The organism is Catellatospora sp. KI3, from assembly GCF_029948125.1.
GTDB lineage: Bacteria > Actinomycetota > Actinomycetes > Mycobacteriales > Micromonosporaceae > Catellatospora.
The window spans coordinates 24,223-41,827 of sequence record NZ_JASAMB010000020.1; the positions used below are offsets into that span (position 1 = coordinate 24,223).

Genomic DNA, 17,605 nt, shown 5'->3' on the forward strand with positions numbered 1-17,605 from the left:
GGCTGTTCCCGTGCGAGGAATTGCATGGCGGCGTCCCTGGTGAAACTCCCCGGAAGGCCTTTTCACGTGAGCACCCCCCTCTCCCGCCGCAACCTGCTGCGCGCTTCGACCCTGGGCGGTCTGGGCATCGCGTTCGCCGGCAGCGCCGCTGCCATCGCCGGTCCCGCCTACGCCCACCCGAAGGTGGCGGGCTACGGCCCGCTGGTCACCGACCCGGCGGGCGTCCTGTCGCTGCCCGAGGGCTTCTCGTACCGCGTCGTCGCCGAGGCGGGTGTGAGCGTGCTGGAGTCCGGCGAGTTCACCCCGAGCGACGCCGACGGCACCGCGGTCTTCCGCACGCCGGGCGGGTACACCCTGGTCAACAACCACGAGATCGGCGGCGGCGAGCCGTACGGCGTGCCCGCCCTGCCGGGCCTGACCTTCGACCCGGGCGCGCACGGCGGCACCACCAACATCGACGTGGACCACCACGGCAACCGCGTGCGCGAGTACGTCAGCCTCGCCGGCACCCACAACAACTGCGCGGGCGGCATCACCCCGTGGGGCACGTGGCTGACCTGCGAGGAGACCGAGCAGCGGGCCAACGCGGTGTTCCAGTTCGACCACGGCTGGGTGTTCGAGGTCGACCCGCATGACCGCTCGGCCAACCTCGACCCGGTGCCGCTGAAGTTCCTCGGCCGCTACGCCCACGAGGCCGTGGCCGTGGACCCGAAGACCAACGAGATCTACCTGACCGAGGACGCCAGCGGCCCGAACGGGCTCTACTTCCGCTGGGTGCCGCCGAAGCACTTCAAGGGCCGCAAGGGCGAGCTGCGCAAGCTGGCCCTCAGCGAGGGCGGCGACACCGCCGGCACGCTGCAGGCGCTGAGCGCGTCGCTGGACGGCGTGCACATCACCGACCTGTCCCAGGCCCTGACGCCGGGCACGAAGTACGACGTTACCTGGGTGGACGTGCCGGACCGGCTCGCGGTCACCACCTCGGTGCGCAAGCAGTTCACCAACGACCAGGTCACCCGGGCCCGCAAGCTCGAGGGCCAGTGGTACGGCGACAAGGGCGTCTACTTCGTCTCCAGCTACGCCCGCCACAGCGACGGCAGCCTCAACGAGCACGACGGCCAGGTGTGGTTCTACGACCCGAAGCGCGAGACCATCGAGCTGGTCACCATCTTCGGCGTGAACCCGGACCCGTCGGTCGAGGGAGCCTACGACGGCCCCGACAACATCACCGTCTCGCCGTACGGCGGACTGATCCTGGCCGAGGACGGCGAGGGCCTGTCGCACCTGGTCGGCGTCAACGACCGGGGCGAGACCTACCCGCTGGGCCGCAACGAGGCCAGCGAGAGCGAGTTCACCGGCCCGACGTTCACCGAGGACGGCCGGATCCTGTTCGCCAACATCCAGTCGCCGGGCCTGGTCTTCGCGATCACCGGCCCGTGGGGGCGCAAGCAGCACTGACCCGTTCCGCGGGTACGTCCGCGCCCGCTCCGGCCGCCTCCGGAGCGGGCGCGGTTCTGTTCGCCCTGGACACGTACCCTAAAAAACAAGCGTGCTTGACTTTTTCTTACCTCGCGGCGACCCTGGTCCCGGGGGAGGGAGAGCCGATGGCCGAACTGGCAGCGCTGCTGGACGACCTGGCCGCCGAGGGTCAGGTGGTCGACCGCCTCCTCGACGGGCTGCCGCACGCCGGCTGGGCCGCGCCGACCCCGGCCGCCGGCTGGACCGTCGCGCACCAGATCGCGCACCTCGCCTGGACCGACCACCAGGCGCTGCTCGCCGTCACCGACCCGCCGTTCTTCGCCGCGCAGATGGCCGAGCTGCTCGCCGCCGACCCGCTCGGCTTCGTCGACACCGGCGCCCGCGCCTGGGTCCGCACCGAACCCGCGCCGCTGCGGACCCGCTGGCGGCAGGGCCGCGCCGACCTGGCCGCCGCGCTCGGCGCCCTGCCGCCGGGGGCCCGCATCGGCTGGTACGGCCCGCCGATGAGCGCCGCCTCCATGGCCACCGCCCGGATCATGGAGACCTGGGCGCACGGCTACGACCTCGCCGACACCCTCGGCGTCGTCCCCGAGCCCACCGACCGCCTGCGCCACGTCGCCCATCTGGGCGTACGAACCCGCGACTTCGCGTTCCAGGTGCACGGGCTCGACGCGCCGACCGAGGAGTTCGCGGTCGAGCTGACGGGCCCCGACGGGCAGCCGTGGCGCTGGGGACCTGAGGGCGCCGCCCAGCGCGTGACCGGGCCCGCGCTGGACTTCTGCCTGCTGGTGACCCAGCGCCGCCACCGCGCCGACCTTGCCGTCACCGCCGCCGGGCATGACGCCGACCGGTGGCTCGACGTCGCGCAGGCGTTCGCCGGGCCGCCCGGGGGCGGCCGGGCACCGGGGCGGGAAACCGGAGGGCCGCGGTGAACGCGCCGCTGCGGATCGCCAACGCGTCCGGGTTCTACGGCGACCGCTTCTCGGCCGTACGCGAGATGCTGACCGGCGGCCCGATCGACGTGCTCACCGGCGACTACCTGGCCGAGCTGACCATGCTCATCCTCGGCCGCGACCGGCTGAAAGACCCCGCCGCCGGGTATGCCAAGACGTTCCCGCGCCAGCTGGAGGAGTGCCTCGGGCTGGTGCTGGAGCGCGGCGTGAAGGTGGTGACCAACGCGGGCGGCCTCAACCCGGCCGGGCTCGCCGAGCAGCTGCGCGCCCTGGGCGGCAGGCTAGGGCTGGCGCCGCGCATCGCGTACGTGACCGGCGACGACCTGACCGCGCGCGCCGCCGACCTGGGCGCGGGCACGCCGCTGACCGCCAACGCCTACCTCGGCGCCTTCGGCATCGCGGCGGCGCTGCGGGCCGGGGCGGACATCGTGGTCACCGGCCGGGTCACCGACGCCTCGCTGGTGGTCGGCCCGGCCGCGGCCCACTTCGGCTGGATGCCCGACGACCTCGACCCGCTGGCCGGCGCCGTGCTGGCCGGGCACGTCATCGAGTGCGGCACGCAGGCCACCGGCGGCAACTACGCCTTCTTCACCGAACTCGACGCGACCCGGCCGGGCTTCCCGATCGCCGAGGTCTTCGCCGACGGGTCCAGCGTGATCACCAAGCATCCGGGCACCGGCGGCGCGGTGACCGTCGGCACGGTCACGGCGCAGCTGCTGTACGAGATCGACTCCCCGCGCTACCTCGGCCCCGACGTCACCGCCCGCCTCGACACGGTCGTGCTCGCCGACGACGGCCCGGACCGGGTGCGCCTGAGCGGCGTACGCGGCGAGCCCGCCCCGGCGACGCTCAAGGTCGGCCTGAACACCCTCGGCGGGTTCCGCAACGACGTCACGTTCGTCCTGACCGGACTCGACATCGAGGCCAAGGCGGCCCTGGTCCGGGCGCAGCTGGAAGCGACCCTGCCCCGCCAGCCCCGGGAACTGTCCTGGCGGCTGGCCCGCACCGACCACCCCGACGCCCCCGCGCAGGAGGAGGCGGCAGCGCTGCTGCACGCCACGGTCAAGGACCCCGACCCGAAGCTGGCCGGGCGGGCGTTCTCGGGCGCGGCGGTGGAACTGGCGCTGGCCAGCTACCCGGGCTTCACGCTCACGGCCCCGCCCGCCGAGGCCACCCCGTACGGCGTCTTCACCGCGGTGTCCGTCCCCGCCGCCGAGGTCCCGCACGTGGCCGTGCTGCCCGACGGCACGATCGTCCCCATCCCACCCGCCCCCACCACCCCCACCACCACGCCTCCGGCGTTGGGAAGGGGCCCTTCTACATCGGATAGCGATAAGAAGGGGCCCTTCCTTTCCGCGGGGATGAGGCGGGGGGCGTTGGGGCTGGTGGCGGGGGCGCGCAGCGGGGACAAGGGCGGCAGCGCCAACCTCGGCGTGTGGGTGCGCGGCGACGCCGCCTACGGGTGGCTGTTGGACGTGCTCACCGTCGGCGAGCTGCGGCGGCTGCTGCCGGAGGTCGGGGACCTGCCGGTGGTGCGCTATGAGCTGCCGAATCTGCGGGCGGTGAACTTCGTCGTCGACGGGCTGCTCGGGCAGGGCGTGTCGGCGGGGACGCGGTTCGATCCGCAGGGCAAGGGCCTGGGGGAGTGGCTGCGCTCCCGGTACGTCGACATCCCGGAGGAGCTGCTGTGACAGTTCTGCTTACGGCCCTGGACACCGGGTCGGCCGAGTACGCCGCGAACCGGGCCGCGATGCTGGACCGGCTCGCCGAGGTCGACGCCGAGCACGCCAAGGCGCTGGCCGGGGGCGGCCCTAAGTACACCGAGCGGCACCGGGCGCGGGGCAGGCTGCTGCCCCGCGAGCGGATCGAGCTGCTGGTCGACCGGGACTCGCCGCTGCTGGAGCTGTCCACGCTGGCCGCGTACGGCACCGAGCACCCGGTCGGGGGCAGCGTCGTCACCGCCGTCGGGGTGGTCGAGGGCACCGAGTGCGTCATCGTCGCCAACGACCCGACCGTACGCGGCGGCGCCTCCAACCCGTCGTCGCTGCGCAAGACGCTGCGCGCGCTGGAGATCGCCCGGACCAACCGGCTGCCGGTGGTCAACCTGGTCGAGTCCGGCGGCGCCGACCTGCAGAACCAGAAGGACATCTTCATCCCGGGCGGGCAGGTGTTCCGGGACCTGACCCGGCTGTCGGCCGCCGGGATCCCGACCGTGACCGTGGTCTTCGGCAACTCGACCGCGGGCGGGGCGTACGTGCCCGGCATGAGCGACCACGTCGTCATGATCCGCGAGCGGTCGAAGGTGTTCCTGGCCGGGCCGCCGCTGGTCAAGATGGCCACCGGCGAGGACGCCGACGACGAGTCGCTGGGCGGCGCCCAGATGCACGCGCGCGTCTCCGGGCTGGCCGACTACCTGGCCGGCGACGAGGTCGAGGCGATCGGCATCGGGCGGCGCATCGTGGCCGACCTGCGCTGGCGCAAGCCGGGCGGACCGCCGACGCTGCCACCCGACGAACCTCGGCACGACCCCGAAGAACTGCTCGGCATCGTGCCGCCGGACCTGCGCCGCCCGTTCGACCCGCGCGAGGTGATCGCCCGCTTCGCCGACGGCTCCCGGTTCGGCGAGTTCAAACCGGACTACGGCCCGAGCCTGGTCACCGGCTGGGCCAGCGTGCACGGGCATCCGGTCGGCGTGCTGGCCAACGCGCGCGGGGTGCTGTTCAGCCAGGAGTCGCAGAAGGCGGCCCAGTTCATCCAGCTCGCCAACGTGAGCCGCGTGCCGCTGCTGTTCCTGCACAACACGACCGGCTACATGGTCGGCACCGACTACGAGCAGGGCGGCATCATCAAGCACGGCGCCATGATGATCAACGCGGTGTCCAACAGCACCGTCCCGCACCTTTCACTGCTGATCGGGGCGTCGTACGGGGCCGGGCACTACGGCATGTGCGGGCGGGCGTACGACCCGAGGTTCCTGTTCGCGTGGCCCTCGGCGAAGTCGGCCGTGATGGGTGCGGCGCAGCTCGCAGGCACCATGTCGATCGTCGCCCGGCAGGCGGCCGCCGCCGCGGGGCGGCCCTACGACGAGGACGCGGACCTGGTGGTACGGACCATGGTGGAGAACCAGATCGAGGCGGAGTCGCTGCCGATGGTGCTGTCTGGCCTGCTCTACGACGACGGGGTCATCGACCCGCGTGACACCCGCACCGTGCTGGGGCTGTGCCTGTCGGCGGTGCGCAACGCGCCCGACCCCGGTCCCGGTCCCTACGGCGTCTTCCGGGCGTGACCTGATGATCACTCGACTGCTGGTGGCCAACCGGGGCGAGATCGCCCGCCGGATCATGCGCACCTGCCGCGACCGGGGCATCGCCACCGTCGCCGTCTACGCCGACCCCGACGCGAACGCACTGCACGCCCGCGAGGCCGACCTGGCCGTACGGCTGCCCGGCGCCGCACCGGCCGACACGTACCTGCGCGGCGACCTGATCGTCGCGGCCGCCCTGGCGGCCGGCGCCGACGCGGTGCACCCCGGCTACGGGTTCCTGTCCGAGCAGGCCGGGTTCGCGCAGGCTGTCCTCGACGCGGGGCTGACCTGGGTCGGGCCGTCCCCGGCCGCGATCGAGGCGATGGGGTCGAAGGTCGCCGCGAAGAAGCTGATGGGCGCGGCCGGGGTGCCGGTGCTGCCCGAACTCGACCCCGCCGCGATCGGGGCAGCCGACCTGCCGGTGCTGGTCAAGGCCTCGGCAGGCGGTGGTGGGCGAGGCATGCGCGTGGTCCGCACCCTGGCCGAGCTGCCCGCCCAGGTGGCGGCGGCCCGCGCCGAGGCGGCCGCCGCGTTCGGGGACCCGACCGTGTTCTGCGAGCCGTACCTGGCCACCGGGCGGCACATCGAGGTGCAGGTGCTCGCCGACGCGCACGGCACCGTATGGACGCTGGGGGAGCGGGACTGCTCCATCCAGCGCAGGCATCAGAAGATCGTCGAGGAGGCGCCCGCGCCGGGCCTGGCCGACGCCGTCCGGGAACGGCTGGCCGAGGCGGCGGCCGCAGCCGCCCGCGCGATCGGGTACACCGGCGCGGGCACGGTCGAGTTCCTGGCCGGGGCGGACGGCTTCCACTTCCTGGAGATGAACACCCGGCTGCAGGTGGAGCACCCGGTCACCGAGGCCGTCACCGGCGTGGACCTGGTCGACCTGCAGCTGTCGGTGGCCGAGGGCGCCGCGCTGGACCCGGCGCCGCCGCCGGTGCTCGGCCACGCCATCGAGGTCCGGCTGTACGCGGAGGACCCCGCGCACGACTGGCGGCCGCGGACCGGGCGGCTGCGCGAGTTCACCGTGCCGGGCGCGGCCGCCGAGTTCACGCCGGTACGGGGGCTGCGGCTGGACAGCGGCGTGACCGCCGGGGACGTCGTCGGGGTGCACTACGACCCGATGCTGGCCAAGGTGATCGCCTGGGGGCCGACGCGCGCGGCTGCCGCCCGTACCCTCGGCTCGGCTGTCGCGGCCGCGCGCATCCACGGCCTGGACACCAACCGCGACCTGCTGGTCCGCCTGCTGCGCCACCCGGCGTTCCTGGCCGGCGACGTCGACACCTCGTTCCTGTCCGCGCACGACCTGGCCGAACTTGCCCGGCCGCTGGCCGACGAGCGGGCCGTGCGGCTGTCGGCGATCGCCGCCGCGCTGGCCGCCGCGCAGGCGCAGCGAGCACAGGCGCGGGTGCTGGCGACCCTGCCCGGCGGCTGGCGCAACATTCCCGCCGCGCCGCAGCTGCGCGCCTACGACGGCCCGTACGGCCGGGTCGAGGTCGCCTACCGCCCCGGCCGCACCGGCACCCCCACCCTGGACGAGCCCGGCCTGACCGTCGGGCAGGCCACCGCGGACCGGGTGGAGCTGCTGGTCGGGACGGTGCGGCACACCTTCGCCGTCACCGCGTACGACGACCTCGTCTGCGTCGAGTCACCGCTCGGCCCGGTCGCCCTCACCCCCGTGGACCGCTTCCCGAAGCCCGTGCCGACCACCGCACCCGGCTCCCTGCTCGCCCCGCTGCCCGGCTCGGTCATCCGGATCGCCGCCGCCGAGGGCGACCCCGTCACCGCCGGTCAGCCGCTGCTGTGGCTGGAGGCGATGAAGATGCAGCACGAGCTCACCGCCCCGGCCGACGGCGTGCTCACCAGCCTGCGCGTCGCGGTCGGCCACCAGGTCGACGTCGGCGCGGTGCTCGCCGTCGTCACCCCCGCCCCGGAGGACCAGCCATGACCCTGCCCGAAACGGACGAACGCCGCGCGCTGCGCGAGGCCGTCAGCGCGCTGGGCGCCGAGTACGGCCACGACTACTACGTCCGCAGCGCCCGCGAGGGCGGCAGGTCCACCGAGCTGTGGCGCGCAGCCGGACGCCTGGGCTACCTCGGCGTCCACGTGCCCGTCGAGTACGGCGGCGGCGGGGGCGGCATCGGCGACCTGGCCGCGGTCTGCGAGGAGCTGGGCGCGGCGGGCTGCCCGCTGCTGCTCATGGTCGTGTCCCCGGCCATCTGCGCCACCGTGCTCACCCGGTTCGGCACCGACGAGCAGAAGCGGCGCTGGCTGCCGGGGCTGGCCGACGGCTCGCGGGTGTTCGCGTTCGCGATCACCGAACCCGACGCGGGCTCCAACTCCCACCAGCTGACCACCACCGCGACCCGGGACGGGGACGGGTGGCGGCTGAGCGGGCGCAAGACGTACATCTCCGGGGTGGACGAGGCCGAGGCGGTGCTGGTGGTGGCCCGTACCGCCGACGAGCGGACCGGGCGGCTCAAGCCGGTGCTGTTCGTCGTGCCCACCGACGCGCCCGGCTTCGGCACCAGCCCCATCCCGACCGAGCTGGTGGCGCCGGAGCGGCAGTTCGACCTGTTCCTCGACGACATCGCCCTGCCCGGCGACGCCCTGGTCGGCAGCCCCGACGCCGGACTGATGCAGCTGTTCGCCGGGCTGAACCCCGAGCGCATCCTGGCCTCGGCGTTCGCGCTCGGCATGGCCCGCTACGCCCTGGCCAAGGCGGTCGACTACGCCCGCACCCGGTCCGTGTGGGGCACCCCGATCGGCGCCCACCAGGCGATCAGCCACCCGCTGGCCGCCTGCCACATCGAGGTGGAGCTGGCCCGCCTGATGACCCACCACGCCGCTGCCCTGTACGACGCCGGCGACGACCAGGCCGCCGGCGAGGCCGCCAACATGGCCAAGTACGCCGCGGGCGAGGCCGTCGTCAAGACGGTCGACCAGGCGGTGCAGACCCACGGCGGCAACGGCCTGTCCACCGAGTACGGCCTGGCGACCCTGCTGGTCGCGTCCCGCCTCGGGCGCATCGCCCCGGTCAGCCGGGAGATGATCCTGAACTTCGTGGCGCAGCACAGCCTCGGCCTGCCGCGCTCCTACTGACAGGCTGGATGGGAGAACCGCCCGTGTTCTGGGTACCGTGACCGCCGTGCCGATGATCTCCCGCGAACCCCGCCAGGACCGCAGCCGCGCCACCAGGCAGCGGCTGCTGTCGGCGGCCGTGCAGTGCATGGCCGAACTCGGCTGGTCGGGGGCGACCGTCGCGGTCGTCGCCGAGCGGGCCGGGGTGTCGCGCGGAGCCGCCCAGCACCACTTCCCGACCCGCGAAGACCTGGTCGCCGGGCTGATCGGGCACATGAGCGAGGTGCGGGCCGCCGAGATCGGCGACCTGGCCGACGACCTGCGCACCGGCCCGCGCCGCACTGAGAAGGTGCTGTCGGCGCTGGTCGAGCTGTACCGGGGGCCGGTGTTCCGGGCGGCGCTGCACCTGTGGGTGGCCGCCGCCGCCGACGAGGGGCTGCGCGAGCGGATGCGGCCGCTGGAGGCCGAGCTGGGGCGGGTCGCGCACCGGATGGCGGTGGAGCTGCTGCGCGTCGACGAGAAGCAGCCCGGCACCCGCGAGACGGTGCAGGCCACCCTCGACCTGGCGCGCGGGCTCGGCCTGGCCGAGCTGCTGCACGACGACACCGGCCGCCGCCATCGCGTCCTGCGCCAGTGGGCCCGCACCCTCGACCTGGTCCTGCCCGCCAAGTGATGATCCGGAATCGTGGACGATGAGTGCTGCGATAGCGACACCAGGCGTCCACGATTCCGGATCATCGGAGGCTGAGGTCGTGCAGCGGGTCCCAGTGCGCGACGTACCGCAGCAGTGAACCGGCCAGGTCAGCGTGGGAGGCCGCCCACACGTCGTCGAAGAGGAACCACTGCTGGTGCCCGAACGCCTCGCTGACGTGCATGGACAGCTGGGCCAGGTGCGGGTCGACGCCCAGCAGGGACAGATCCGCCCGTCGCCCGCCCGTCGGCGGCCCAGCGTGCGCGGCGAGGTCGAGCGCCATGGCGTGGGCCACCCGGTGGTCGTCGGGCAGGCGCGGCCACGGGCGCCGGTTGAGGTCGAAGCCGGGCCACTCGTCGCAGCGTCGCAGCGCGGGCTCCAACCCGTCCTCGCCCGGGGCGGACAGGGCGCGCAGCACCAGCAGTTCCGGCGGCCAGCCGGTCAGCGGCGGGGTCAGCTCGCGCAGGTGCGCGGCGAAACCGGGCAGGCGTACGCCGGGGAAGGCCAGCGGTGGATGGCAGTCGAACGAGTCGCCGTCCCGGAAGGTCAGGAACACCGCGTACACGGTGCCGGGTCCTTCGCCCGCCTCGGCGGCGGTCTGTACCGGGATCCCGGCGGGGTCGAAACCGCCCGAGCCCGTCGTGTCGGCCGGCAGCGGCCACCGGTCGTGCAGCGCGAACGCGAACCGGCCGAGCGCGGCCGCCTCGTCGTCGAGGAGGAAGTAGGCGAGGTCGACCTCGTCGTCGTCGGTCTTCACCCGCAGCGCGTGCCCGTCGAACTGCAGGCTCTGCGGCATGTCGCCCTCGATGTAGAGGTACTTGTCCAGCAGTTGGAACAGCTCCGGCCAGGTCCGCGGGGCGGGCAGGGCGTGGGCGCGGGCGGCCTCGAAGATGGAGGCCAGGCCGTACACCGGGCCGCCGAGTTCGCGCTCGACCATCTCGGCGGGGGTGCCGGTGTCCCAGCACCGGCGGAACCAGTCGAGCACGCTCGCGTCGGGCAGGCGGCGCACCCGGCGGCTGAGCGGTCCCTCATAGTGCGACCGGTACACGAAGTACATGGTTCGCATGGTAATGGGCGGGTCTGTCAGCCATCGTCGACGACCGATGGTACGTACGGCCGCGATGCCCTAGCTTCATGGGCATGTTTCGTAAGATCGCCGTCGTGGCACTGGCCACGGCGCTGGCTGTCGCGCTGCCGTCTCCCGCCCGCGCGCACGGCCAGCTCGCCTTCTCCGACCCGGCCGACCAGACCACGGTCACCGACGCCCGTGACCGGGTCACCCTCTACTTCACCGAGCGGGCGTCCTCCGTCGCCTTCTTCTCGGTGACCGCACCCGACGGCACCCGCGTCGACCACGGCTGGTCCGGTGGCGAGCCGAAGCCGCTGGAGAAGCCGGTCACGGAGCTGACCCTGCGCGACGGCAAGTGGGAGCCGCAGGAGTACCGCATCGGCTTCCCGACCGTGGTGGCCGTGTCGCACTGGCCCCAGCGGGGCGTGTACACGATCAGGTACCTCAGCCTCGCCTCCGACAGCGACAAGGTCTCCGGTGAGATCCGCTTCGACTACCAGGGGCCGGTGTCGGCTGCCCCGGCCGACTGGCAGGCGCCGACCAGCCAGCCGGACCCGGCCCTGCTGGGCCAGTCCGCCCCGAGCGCGGCGGCCGCACCGACGGGGGCACCCGCTCCGGCGCCCGCCGACGGCGGGACCTCGTGGCCGTACTGGCTGATCGGGGGCCTGATCGTGGTCGCCGGCGCCGGTTATCTCGTGCTGCGCCCCCGGCCCCGCCCCGGCGGCCGCCCCCGCACCCGCCGCTGACACCCGACCGCCGGACAGATCACTACTCCCCGGGGTAGCTGCCCGGCGGTCGATGTGGTCGACTGTGCGGTATGGCTGCTGGATCCCGCCCCCGTGCGTCGCACACCGTCACGCCGCTGGAGGGCGGCGTCCGCGTCTCGATCTCCGGGGAGGTCGACCTCGCCAGCGCGGACCTGGTCCAGCAGTGGCTCACCAGCGCCGTGGACGACTGCACCGCCGACGGCGCGGTCGAGGTGGACCTGAGCGGCCTGGACTTCATCGACTCGACCGGCATCCGCGCCCTGGTCATGGCCCGCCGCCACGCCATGTCGGCCGGGGTCGGGCTCTACCTCGAGGGCGCGCGGGGGATGGTCGAGCGGATCCTGCGCGTCGCGGGCGTGCTGGACGTGTTCGCCCGCCCCTGACACAGGCGGGCGGTCGCGGCCGCCGACCGGTAGGGTCGCCGGGTGCGCACCGCTCACCTCTCGTGGCGCCGCTTCGGCGCCCAGCCGGACACCGTGGCCCCCGGCATCGTGCTGCTGCACGGCTTCACCGACTCCGCCGAGTGCTGGGAGCCGGTCGCGGCCGGGCTGACCGCGCGGACCCCGGCGCTGGCGCTGGACGCGCGCGGCCACGGTGACTCGGGCCTGCCCGACGAGCCGATCGGCCCGCACCGGCAGGCCGCCGACGTCGCGCTGGTGCTCGACGCGCTCGGGCTGTCGGGTCTCACCGTGATCGGGCACTCGATGGGCGCGGTCACCGCCGCCGCGCTGGCCGCCGACCGACCTGACCTGGTGCGCAGAATGGTCCTGGAGGACCCGCCGCCGATCTGGGAGCCGACGGTGATCTCCGAGCCGCCGCCGTGGATCGTCGAGCTGAAGGCGCTGGACGACGCCGGGCGGCTGGCGCGCGGGCGCGCGGAGAACCCCGGCTGGCCCGAGACCGAGTTCGGCCCGTGGTCGCGCAGCAAGGCCGAGTTCGACCTGCGCTTCTGCGCCCTGCCGTACGAGCCGGCCGTTCCGCTGCCGCAGCTGCTGTCCCGGACCGGCTGCCCGGCCCTGCTGCTGCACGGCGACCCGGGCCGGGGCGGCCTGCTGACCGGCGACGACGTCGCGGCCTGCGCCGCGGTCACGGGCGGCCGGGTCACCGCGCGCCACCTGGATGCCGGGCACTGCCTGCGCCGCGACGATGCGGCGGCCTTCCTGGCGGCGGTCGGGGAGTTCCTGGGCTGACACCGGGTCACCCCGGGGGCACCCCGAGTTGCCCCACCGGGCCGGCTGGTGCTAAATCTGCATTGGCACTCCGACAGGGTGAGTGCTAACGCAGAAGGGGGATGTGCCGGTGGGCCAGGTCGAAACGTTCGAGTTCCAGGCGGAGGCGCAGCAGCTGCTCCAGCTGATGATCCACTCCATCTACTCGAACAAGGACGTCTTCCTGCGGGAACTCGTCTCCAACGCGTCCGACGCCCTCGACAAGCTGCGGCTGGAGTCGCTGGTCGACAAGGAGCTCGACGCCGACACCGGCGACCTGCACATCGAGCTGTCGGCCGACCCGGAGCAGCGCACCCTGACCATCCGCGACAACGGCATCGGCATGACCCGCGACCAGGTCGTCGAGCTGATCGGCACGATCGCCCGGTCCGGCACGGCCGAGTTCGTCAGCCGCTGGCAGCAGGCCAAGCAGGACGGCACCGCCGAGCTCATCGGCAAGTTCGGCGTCGGGTTCTACTCCAGCTTCATGGTGGCCGACCGGGTCGTCCTGGTGACCCGCCGGGCGGGCCAGGCCGAGGGCACCCGCTGGGAGTCGGCCGGCGCGGACACGTACGAGGTGTCCGAGGTCGCCGACGCGCCGGTCGGCACCTCTGTCACGCTGCACCTCAAGCCGGCCGACGAGGACAACCACCTGTTCGACTACAGCGACGCGGCCGTGCTGCGGCGCATCGTCAAGCGCTACTCCGACTTCATCTCCTGGCCGATCCGGATGACGGCGCCGGACGCCGAGGAGCCCGAGACCCTCAACTCGATGAAGGCGCTGTGGTCCCGGCCCGCCGCCGAGATCAAGCCCGAGGAGTACACCGAGTTCTACCGGCACGTCAGTCACGACTGGACCGATCCGCTGGAGACCGTCCACCTGCGGGCCGAGGGCACGCTCACCTTCGACGCGCTGCTGTTCCTGCCCGCCCGCGCGCCGCACGACCTGTTCAGCCGGGGCACCCGGCGCGGCGTCCAGCTCTACATCCGGCGCGTGTTCATCATGGACGACTGCGAGGCGCTGCTGCCGGAGTACCTGCGCTTCGTCAAGGGCGTCGTCGACGCCGCCGACCTGTCGCTCAACGTCTCCCGCGAGATCCTGCAGCAGGACCGGCAGATCCAGACCATCCGGCGCCGCCTGGTCCGCAAGGTCCTCGGCACGCTCAAGGACATGCTGGCCAAGGACCCGGAGAAGTACGCCGGGTTCTGGCGCGAGTTCGGCCAGGCGGTCAAGGAGGGCCTGGTCAACGATCCGGACAACAAGGCGGCGATCCTCGACGTCGTCCAGCTGGCGTCCACCCACGACCCCGCGCGGCCGACCACGCTGCGCGAGTACGTCGAGCGCATGAAGGCCGACCAGACCGAGATCTTCTACCTGGTCGGCGAGCAGCGGTCCACCCTGGAGAACTCGCCGCACCTGGAGGCGTTCGCCGCCAACGGCATCGAGGTGCTGCTGCTGCACGACCCGGTCGACGCGATGTGGGTCGACATGGTCGGCGAATTCGACGGCAAGCCGTTCACCTCCGCCAGCCGGGGCGAGGTCGACCTCAAGTCCGAGCGCGACGAGGAGCCCGCCACCGAGACGTTCTCCGAGCTGCTGGCCTGGATGGGCACCCGGCTGACCGAGAAGGTCAAGGAGGTGCGGTTGAGCTCGCGCCTGACCACCTCGGCGGCGTGCCTGGTGTCCGACGCCTTCGACGCCCCGCCCGCGCTGGAGCGGCTCTACCGGGCGATGGGCCAGGACGTGCCGAAGACCAAGCGCATCCTGGAGCTGAACCCGCAGCACCAGCTGGTGGAGAAGCTGCGCGCCGCGCACGCCGAACGCGGCGACGACGACGCCCTCGCCGAGAACGCCGAGTTCCTGTACGCGATGGCCCTGCTGGCCGAGGGCGGCGAACTCGACGACCCGGCCGGCTTCACCCGCCGCCTGGCCGACCGCCTCTCCCGCTCCCTGTAACCACCCACGCGGCACCTCCCTCCCGCCGCCCCGCCCCGCCCAGCTCCGTTTCGAATAGACGTTGGCCCTATCACATCGACTGGAACAAGATCGAAGTCGACGTGATAGGCCAGCGTCTATGGCAAACCGCAGGGCGGGGGCGAGCGGGCGTCGGTTACGGGCGCCCGGACCGCAGTCGGGCCGCCTCGGGCGGGTTGACCTGGTCGAGGATCCGCAACGCCTGGGCCAGGTGGTCGTCGGCCGCGCCCGGGTCGGTGCCGCGCAGCAGCCGGGCCAGGCCCGCGTGCGCGGTCGCCTCGAAGTGCCGGGTGCCGATCTCGCGGGCCAGCGCCACACTGCGCCGGTACTCGGCCACCGCCTGGTCGGCGGCGCCGGCCTGCGCGTACGACAGGGCCAGGTCGTTGCGGACCTCGACCTCCTCGCCCCGCGACCCGGAGAAGCTGATCTCCGCGAGCGCCTGCTCGATCAGGTCGACGGCCTCCTGCGGGCGGCCCGTGTCGCGCATGACGTTGCCCAGGATCCACGAGGCCGCCATCACCTGGTGCCGGTCGCCGGTCCGCTCGGCGATCTCGCGGGCCTCGGTCAGCAGCGGCATCGCCAGCTCCGGTTCGCCCGCCCGGCAGTGGCCCTCGGCCAGGTTGTGCAGCGCCCGGGCGACGTCGAGGTCGCTGCCGTCGGCCCGGATCTCGGGCAGGTGCGTGCGCAGGATCTCCCGCGCCTGCTCGATCTGGCCGTTGTGCAGGTACAGCGTGGGCAGGCTGCCGCTGAGCATGGCGGCCGTGAACGCCCGGTCCCCGGCCCGGCGGGCCGCGTCCAGGCCGTGGCGCACCTGCGCCAGCGCGTCGTCGTAGCGTCCCTGGTGCTCATAGGACAGGGCCAGGTTGGCGTACGACCGGGCCACGCCCGCGTGGTCGCCCAGCGCCGTGCGCACGCCGACGCAGCGCTCGTGGATCGTGATCGCCTCGCCGTACCGCCCCGCCTTGATGTAGGCGCCGCCCAGCGCGTTGAGCACCGACGCCTGCAGCGCCTCGTCGATGCCGTCGCTGGCCGCCACGGCCCGCTCGAACATCGCGACCCAGTCGGTGGTGTGCCCGGCGAAGTGCAGGAACCGCCACAGCGGCACCGCCAGCCGCGCGGCGGCCTCGCCCCAGCCCAGCTCGGCCGCGCGGGCCACGCACTCGACCAGGTTGCGCCGCTCCCGCTCCAGCCAGGCCCGCGCCCGCGCGGCGGTCTCCTCGTGCGCGGACAGCAGTTCACCGTTGGCGGCCTCGGCCCGGCCGGTGTAGTCGGCCAGCAGCCGCCGCAGCGGCGCGCCGACGTCCTCGGCGCGCTCCTCCAGCACGGTCCGGGTGTAGTCGCCGATGAGGTCGTGCCAGGTGAACCGGCCGGGGGCGTGCTCGTCGAGCAGGTGCCCGGCGGCCAGCCGCTCCAGCAGCCGCGCCGCCGCCTCCGGGTCGGTCCCGGCCAGTGCCGCGACGCTGTCGGCGGTGACGTCCACGCCGGGGAACGCCCCGAGCATCCGGAATCCCGCCTGGTCGGCGGGGGACAGGGCGTGGCAGGACTGGTCGAGCACCGACCGCACGGCCAGGTCCTCGTCGTCGTCCAGGGCGAGCGCGGCGACCCGGCTGCGGGCGCGCAGCGCGGCGACGTACGAGGCGGTGTCGAGGTCGGGCTGGTCGGCCAGCTGGGCGGCGGCGATGCGCAGCGCCAGCGGCAGGTGCGCGCACAGGTCGGCCAGCTCGCGCATGTGCGCCAGGTCGGCGTCGACGCGCTCCTTGCCCAGCACCCGGCGCAGCAGCTCGACCGACTCGGCGGGCGGCAGCAGCCCCAGCGTCAGCCGCTGCGCGCCGTCGTGGGCGACCAGTCCGGACAGCCGGTCGCGGCTGGTCACCACGACCAGGCAGCCGGGCTCGCCCGGCAGCAGCGGGCGCACCTGCTTGGCGGTGCTGGCGTTGTCGAGCACGATCAGCATCCGCTTGCCCGCGACCGTGTCGCGGAAGCGCGCCACCGCGTCGTCGAACGCGACCGGGATCGCGTCGGCGGGCACGTCCAGGCACAGCAGCAGGTGGGTCACCGCGTCGATGGGCCGCAACGGGTGGTCGCGGTCGTAGCCGCGCAGGTTCAGGTACAGCTGCCCGTCCGGGAACCGGGCCGCCGCACCGTGCGCCCAGTGGACGGCCAGCGCCGTCTTGCCCACCCCGGCGGTGCCCGCGATCGCGGTGATCACGGCGGTGTTGCCCGGCTGCTGGGCGACCTCGTCGAGCCACCGCAGGTCGCCGTCGCGGCCGGTGAAGTCGGGGATGTTGCGGGGCAGGAACCGGAACCGGGGCGCGGCCGCGGTGGCGGGCGCGTCCAGCGCCGGGTCGGCGTGCAGGATCTGCTGCTGGAGCTGCTGCAGCGGGGGCAGCGGCTCCAGGCCCAGGTCCTCGGTGAAGCGCTCGTGGGCGTCGCGGTAGACCGCCAGCGCCTCGGCCTGCCGGCCGCTGCGGTACAGCGCGAGCATCAGCTGCCCGCGCGGCCGCTCCCGGTACGGGTGGGCCGCGATCGTCGCCGCAAGCTCGGTGATGACGCCGGTGTGCCGCCCGGCGCCCAGCTCGGCGTCGATCAGGTCCTCGAACGCGGTGAGGCGCAGCTCCTCGAGCCGGTCGTGCTCGGCGCGGGCGTCGGGGGCGTCGAAGTAGGCGTCGCCGCGCCACAGCTCCAGCGCCTGCCGCAGCAGCGTGGTGGCCCGGTGCGCGTCCCCGGCGGTGCGGGCCGCCCCGGCGTCGGCCAGCAGCTGCTCGAACACCTGGGCGTCGAGCTCGCCGGGCAGCAGGGCGATCGTGTATCCGGCCGGTCCGAACTCGATGCGGTCGGTCTTGCCGAGCTGGGTGCGCAGGCGGGAGACGTACACCATCAGCGACTTGCGTGCGGTCTTGGGCGGGTGGGCACCCCACAGGCAGTGCGCGAGCACGTCGGCGGCGACGGGGCGGCCCGCCGAGGCGAGCAGCATCACCAGCAGCTGGCGCAGTTTCGGGGTCGCCAGGGTCACGGGCCGGCCATCGAGCTTGATGGTCAACGGTCCGAGCACGGCGAACTCGATCACTGCTACCCCCGGTA

The 17,605-nt window shown here is 73.7% G+C and carries 13 protein-coding genes; 11 read left to right on the forward strand and 2 right to left on the reverse strand.

Going from position 1 to position 17,605, the window contains the following annotated elements:
* Positions 1-66 precede the first annotated feature (66 nt).
* From QEZ54_RS27305 to QEZ54_RS27335, 7 genes are all read left to right on the forward strand, one after another.
* Entirely contained in the window at positions 67-1,455 is a 1,389-nt protein-coding gene (locus QEZ54_RS27305; RefSeq protein ID WP_281307591.1) for an alkaline phosphatase PhoX, read from the forward strand.
* Positions 1,456-1,601: 146 nt separating this feature from the next.
* Entirely contained in the window at positions 1,602-2,408 is an 807-nt protein-coding gene (locus tag QEZ54_RS27310; protein ID WP_281307592.1) for a TIGR03084 family metal-binding protein, read from the forward strand.
* Entirely contained in the window at positions 2,405-4,120 is a 1,716-nt protein-coding gene (locus QEZ54_RS27315; RefSeq protein ID WP_281307593.1) for an acyclic terpene utilization AtuA family protein, read from the forward strand. The genes QEZ54_RS27310 and QEZ54_RS27315 overlap by 4 nt, the downstream gene beginning before the upstream one ends.
* A gap of 59 nt (positions 4,121-4,179) precedes the next feature.
* The gene (locus QEZ54_RS27320; protein WP_281307701.1) at positions 4,180-5,715 is read left to right on the forward strand and encodes an acyl-CoA carboxylase subunit beta; all 1,536 of its coding nucleotides are present in this window, start codon (positions 4,180-4,182) and stop codon (positions 5,713-5,715) included.
* 4 nt (positions 5,716-5,719) lie between these two features.
* Positions 5,720-7,681 (forward strand): biotin carboxylase N-terminal domain-containing protein, encoded by a 1,962-nt coding sequence (locus QEZ54_RS27325; protein ID WP_281307594.1) that lies wholly within the window; start codon positions 5,720-5,722, stop codon positions 7,679-7,681.
* Positions 7,678-8,835, forward strand: coding sequence for an acyl-CoA dehydrogenase (locus QEZ54_RS27330; RefSeq protein WP_281307595.1), 1,158 nt, complete (start codon positions 7,678-7,680; stop codon positions 8,833-8,835). The genes QEZ54_RS27325 and QEZ54_RS27330 overlap by 4 nt, the downstream gene beginning before the upstream one ends.
* A gap of 37 nt (positions 8,836-8,872) precedes the next feature.
* Positions 8,873-9,487, forward strand: a complete 615-nt coding sequence (locus tag QEZ54_RS27335; RefSeq protein ID WP_281307596.1) for a TetR/AcrR family transcriptional regulator — start codon at positions 8,873-8,875, stop codon at positions 9,485-9,487.
* Positions 9,488-9,548: 61 nt separating this feature from the next.
* Here QEZ54_RS27335 and QEZ54_RS27340 read toward each other — a convergent pair whose 3' ends face one another.
* Positions 9,549-10,562, reverse strand: a complete 1,014-nt coding sequence (locus QEZ54_RS27340; RefSeq protein WP_281307597.1) for a hypothetical protein — start codon at positions 10,560-10,562, stop codon at positions 9,549-9,551.
* An 83-nt stretch (positions 10,563-10,645) separates the two neighbouring features.
* On the opposite strand from QEZ54_RS27340, the gene QEZ54_RS27345 reads away from it, so the two are divergent.
* The 4 genes from QEZ54_RS27345 to htpG all read left to right on the forward strand — a co-directional run bounded on the left by QEZ54_RS27345 (position 10,646) and on the right by htpG (position 14,506).
* Positions 10,646-11,320: a copper resistance protein CopC gene (locus QEZ54_RS27345; protein WP_281307598.1), complete on the forward strand. Its 675-nt coding sequence runs from the start codon at positions 10,646-10,648 to the stop codon at positions 11,318-11,320.
* Positions 11,321-11,391: 71 nt separating this feature from the next.
* Entirely contained in the window at positions 11,392-11,724 is a 333-nt protein-coding gene (locus tag QEZ54_RS27350; RefSeq protein ID WP_281307599.1) for an STAS domain-containing protein, read from the forward strand.
* A gap of 42 nt (positions 11,725-11,766) precedes the next feature.
* Complete coding sequence (locus QEZ54_RS27355; RefSeq protein WP_281307600.1) at positions 11,767-12,531, forward strand: alpha/beta hydrolase; 765 nt, start codon at positions 11,767-11,769, stop codon at positions 12,529-12,531.
* Positions 12,532-12,640: 109 nt separating this feature from the next.
* On the forward strand, positions 12,641-14,506 hold the full coding sequence (gene htpG / locus QEZ54_RS27360; protein ID WP_281307601.1) for a molecular chaperone HtpG: 1,866 nt from the start codon (positions 12,641-12,643) through the stop codon (positions 14,504-14,506).
* Positions 14,507-14,660: 154 nt separating this feature from the next.
* Here htpG and QEZ54_RS27365 read toward each other — a convergent pair whose 3' ends face one another.
* A complete protein-coding gene (locus tag QEZ54_RS27365; protein WP_281307602.1) occupies positions 14,661-17,591 on the reverse strand; it encodes an AfsR/SARP family transcriptional regulator in 2,931 nt (976 codons plus the stop codon).
* Positions 17,592-17,605 lie beyond the last annotated feature (14 nt).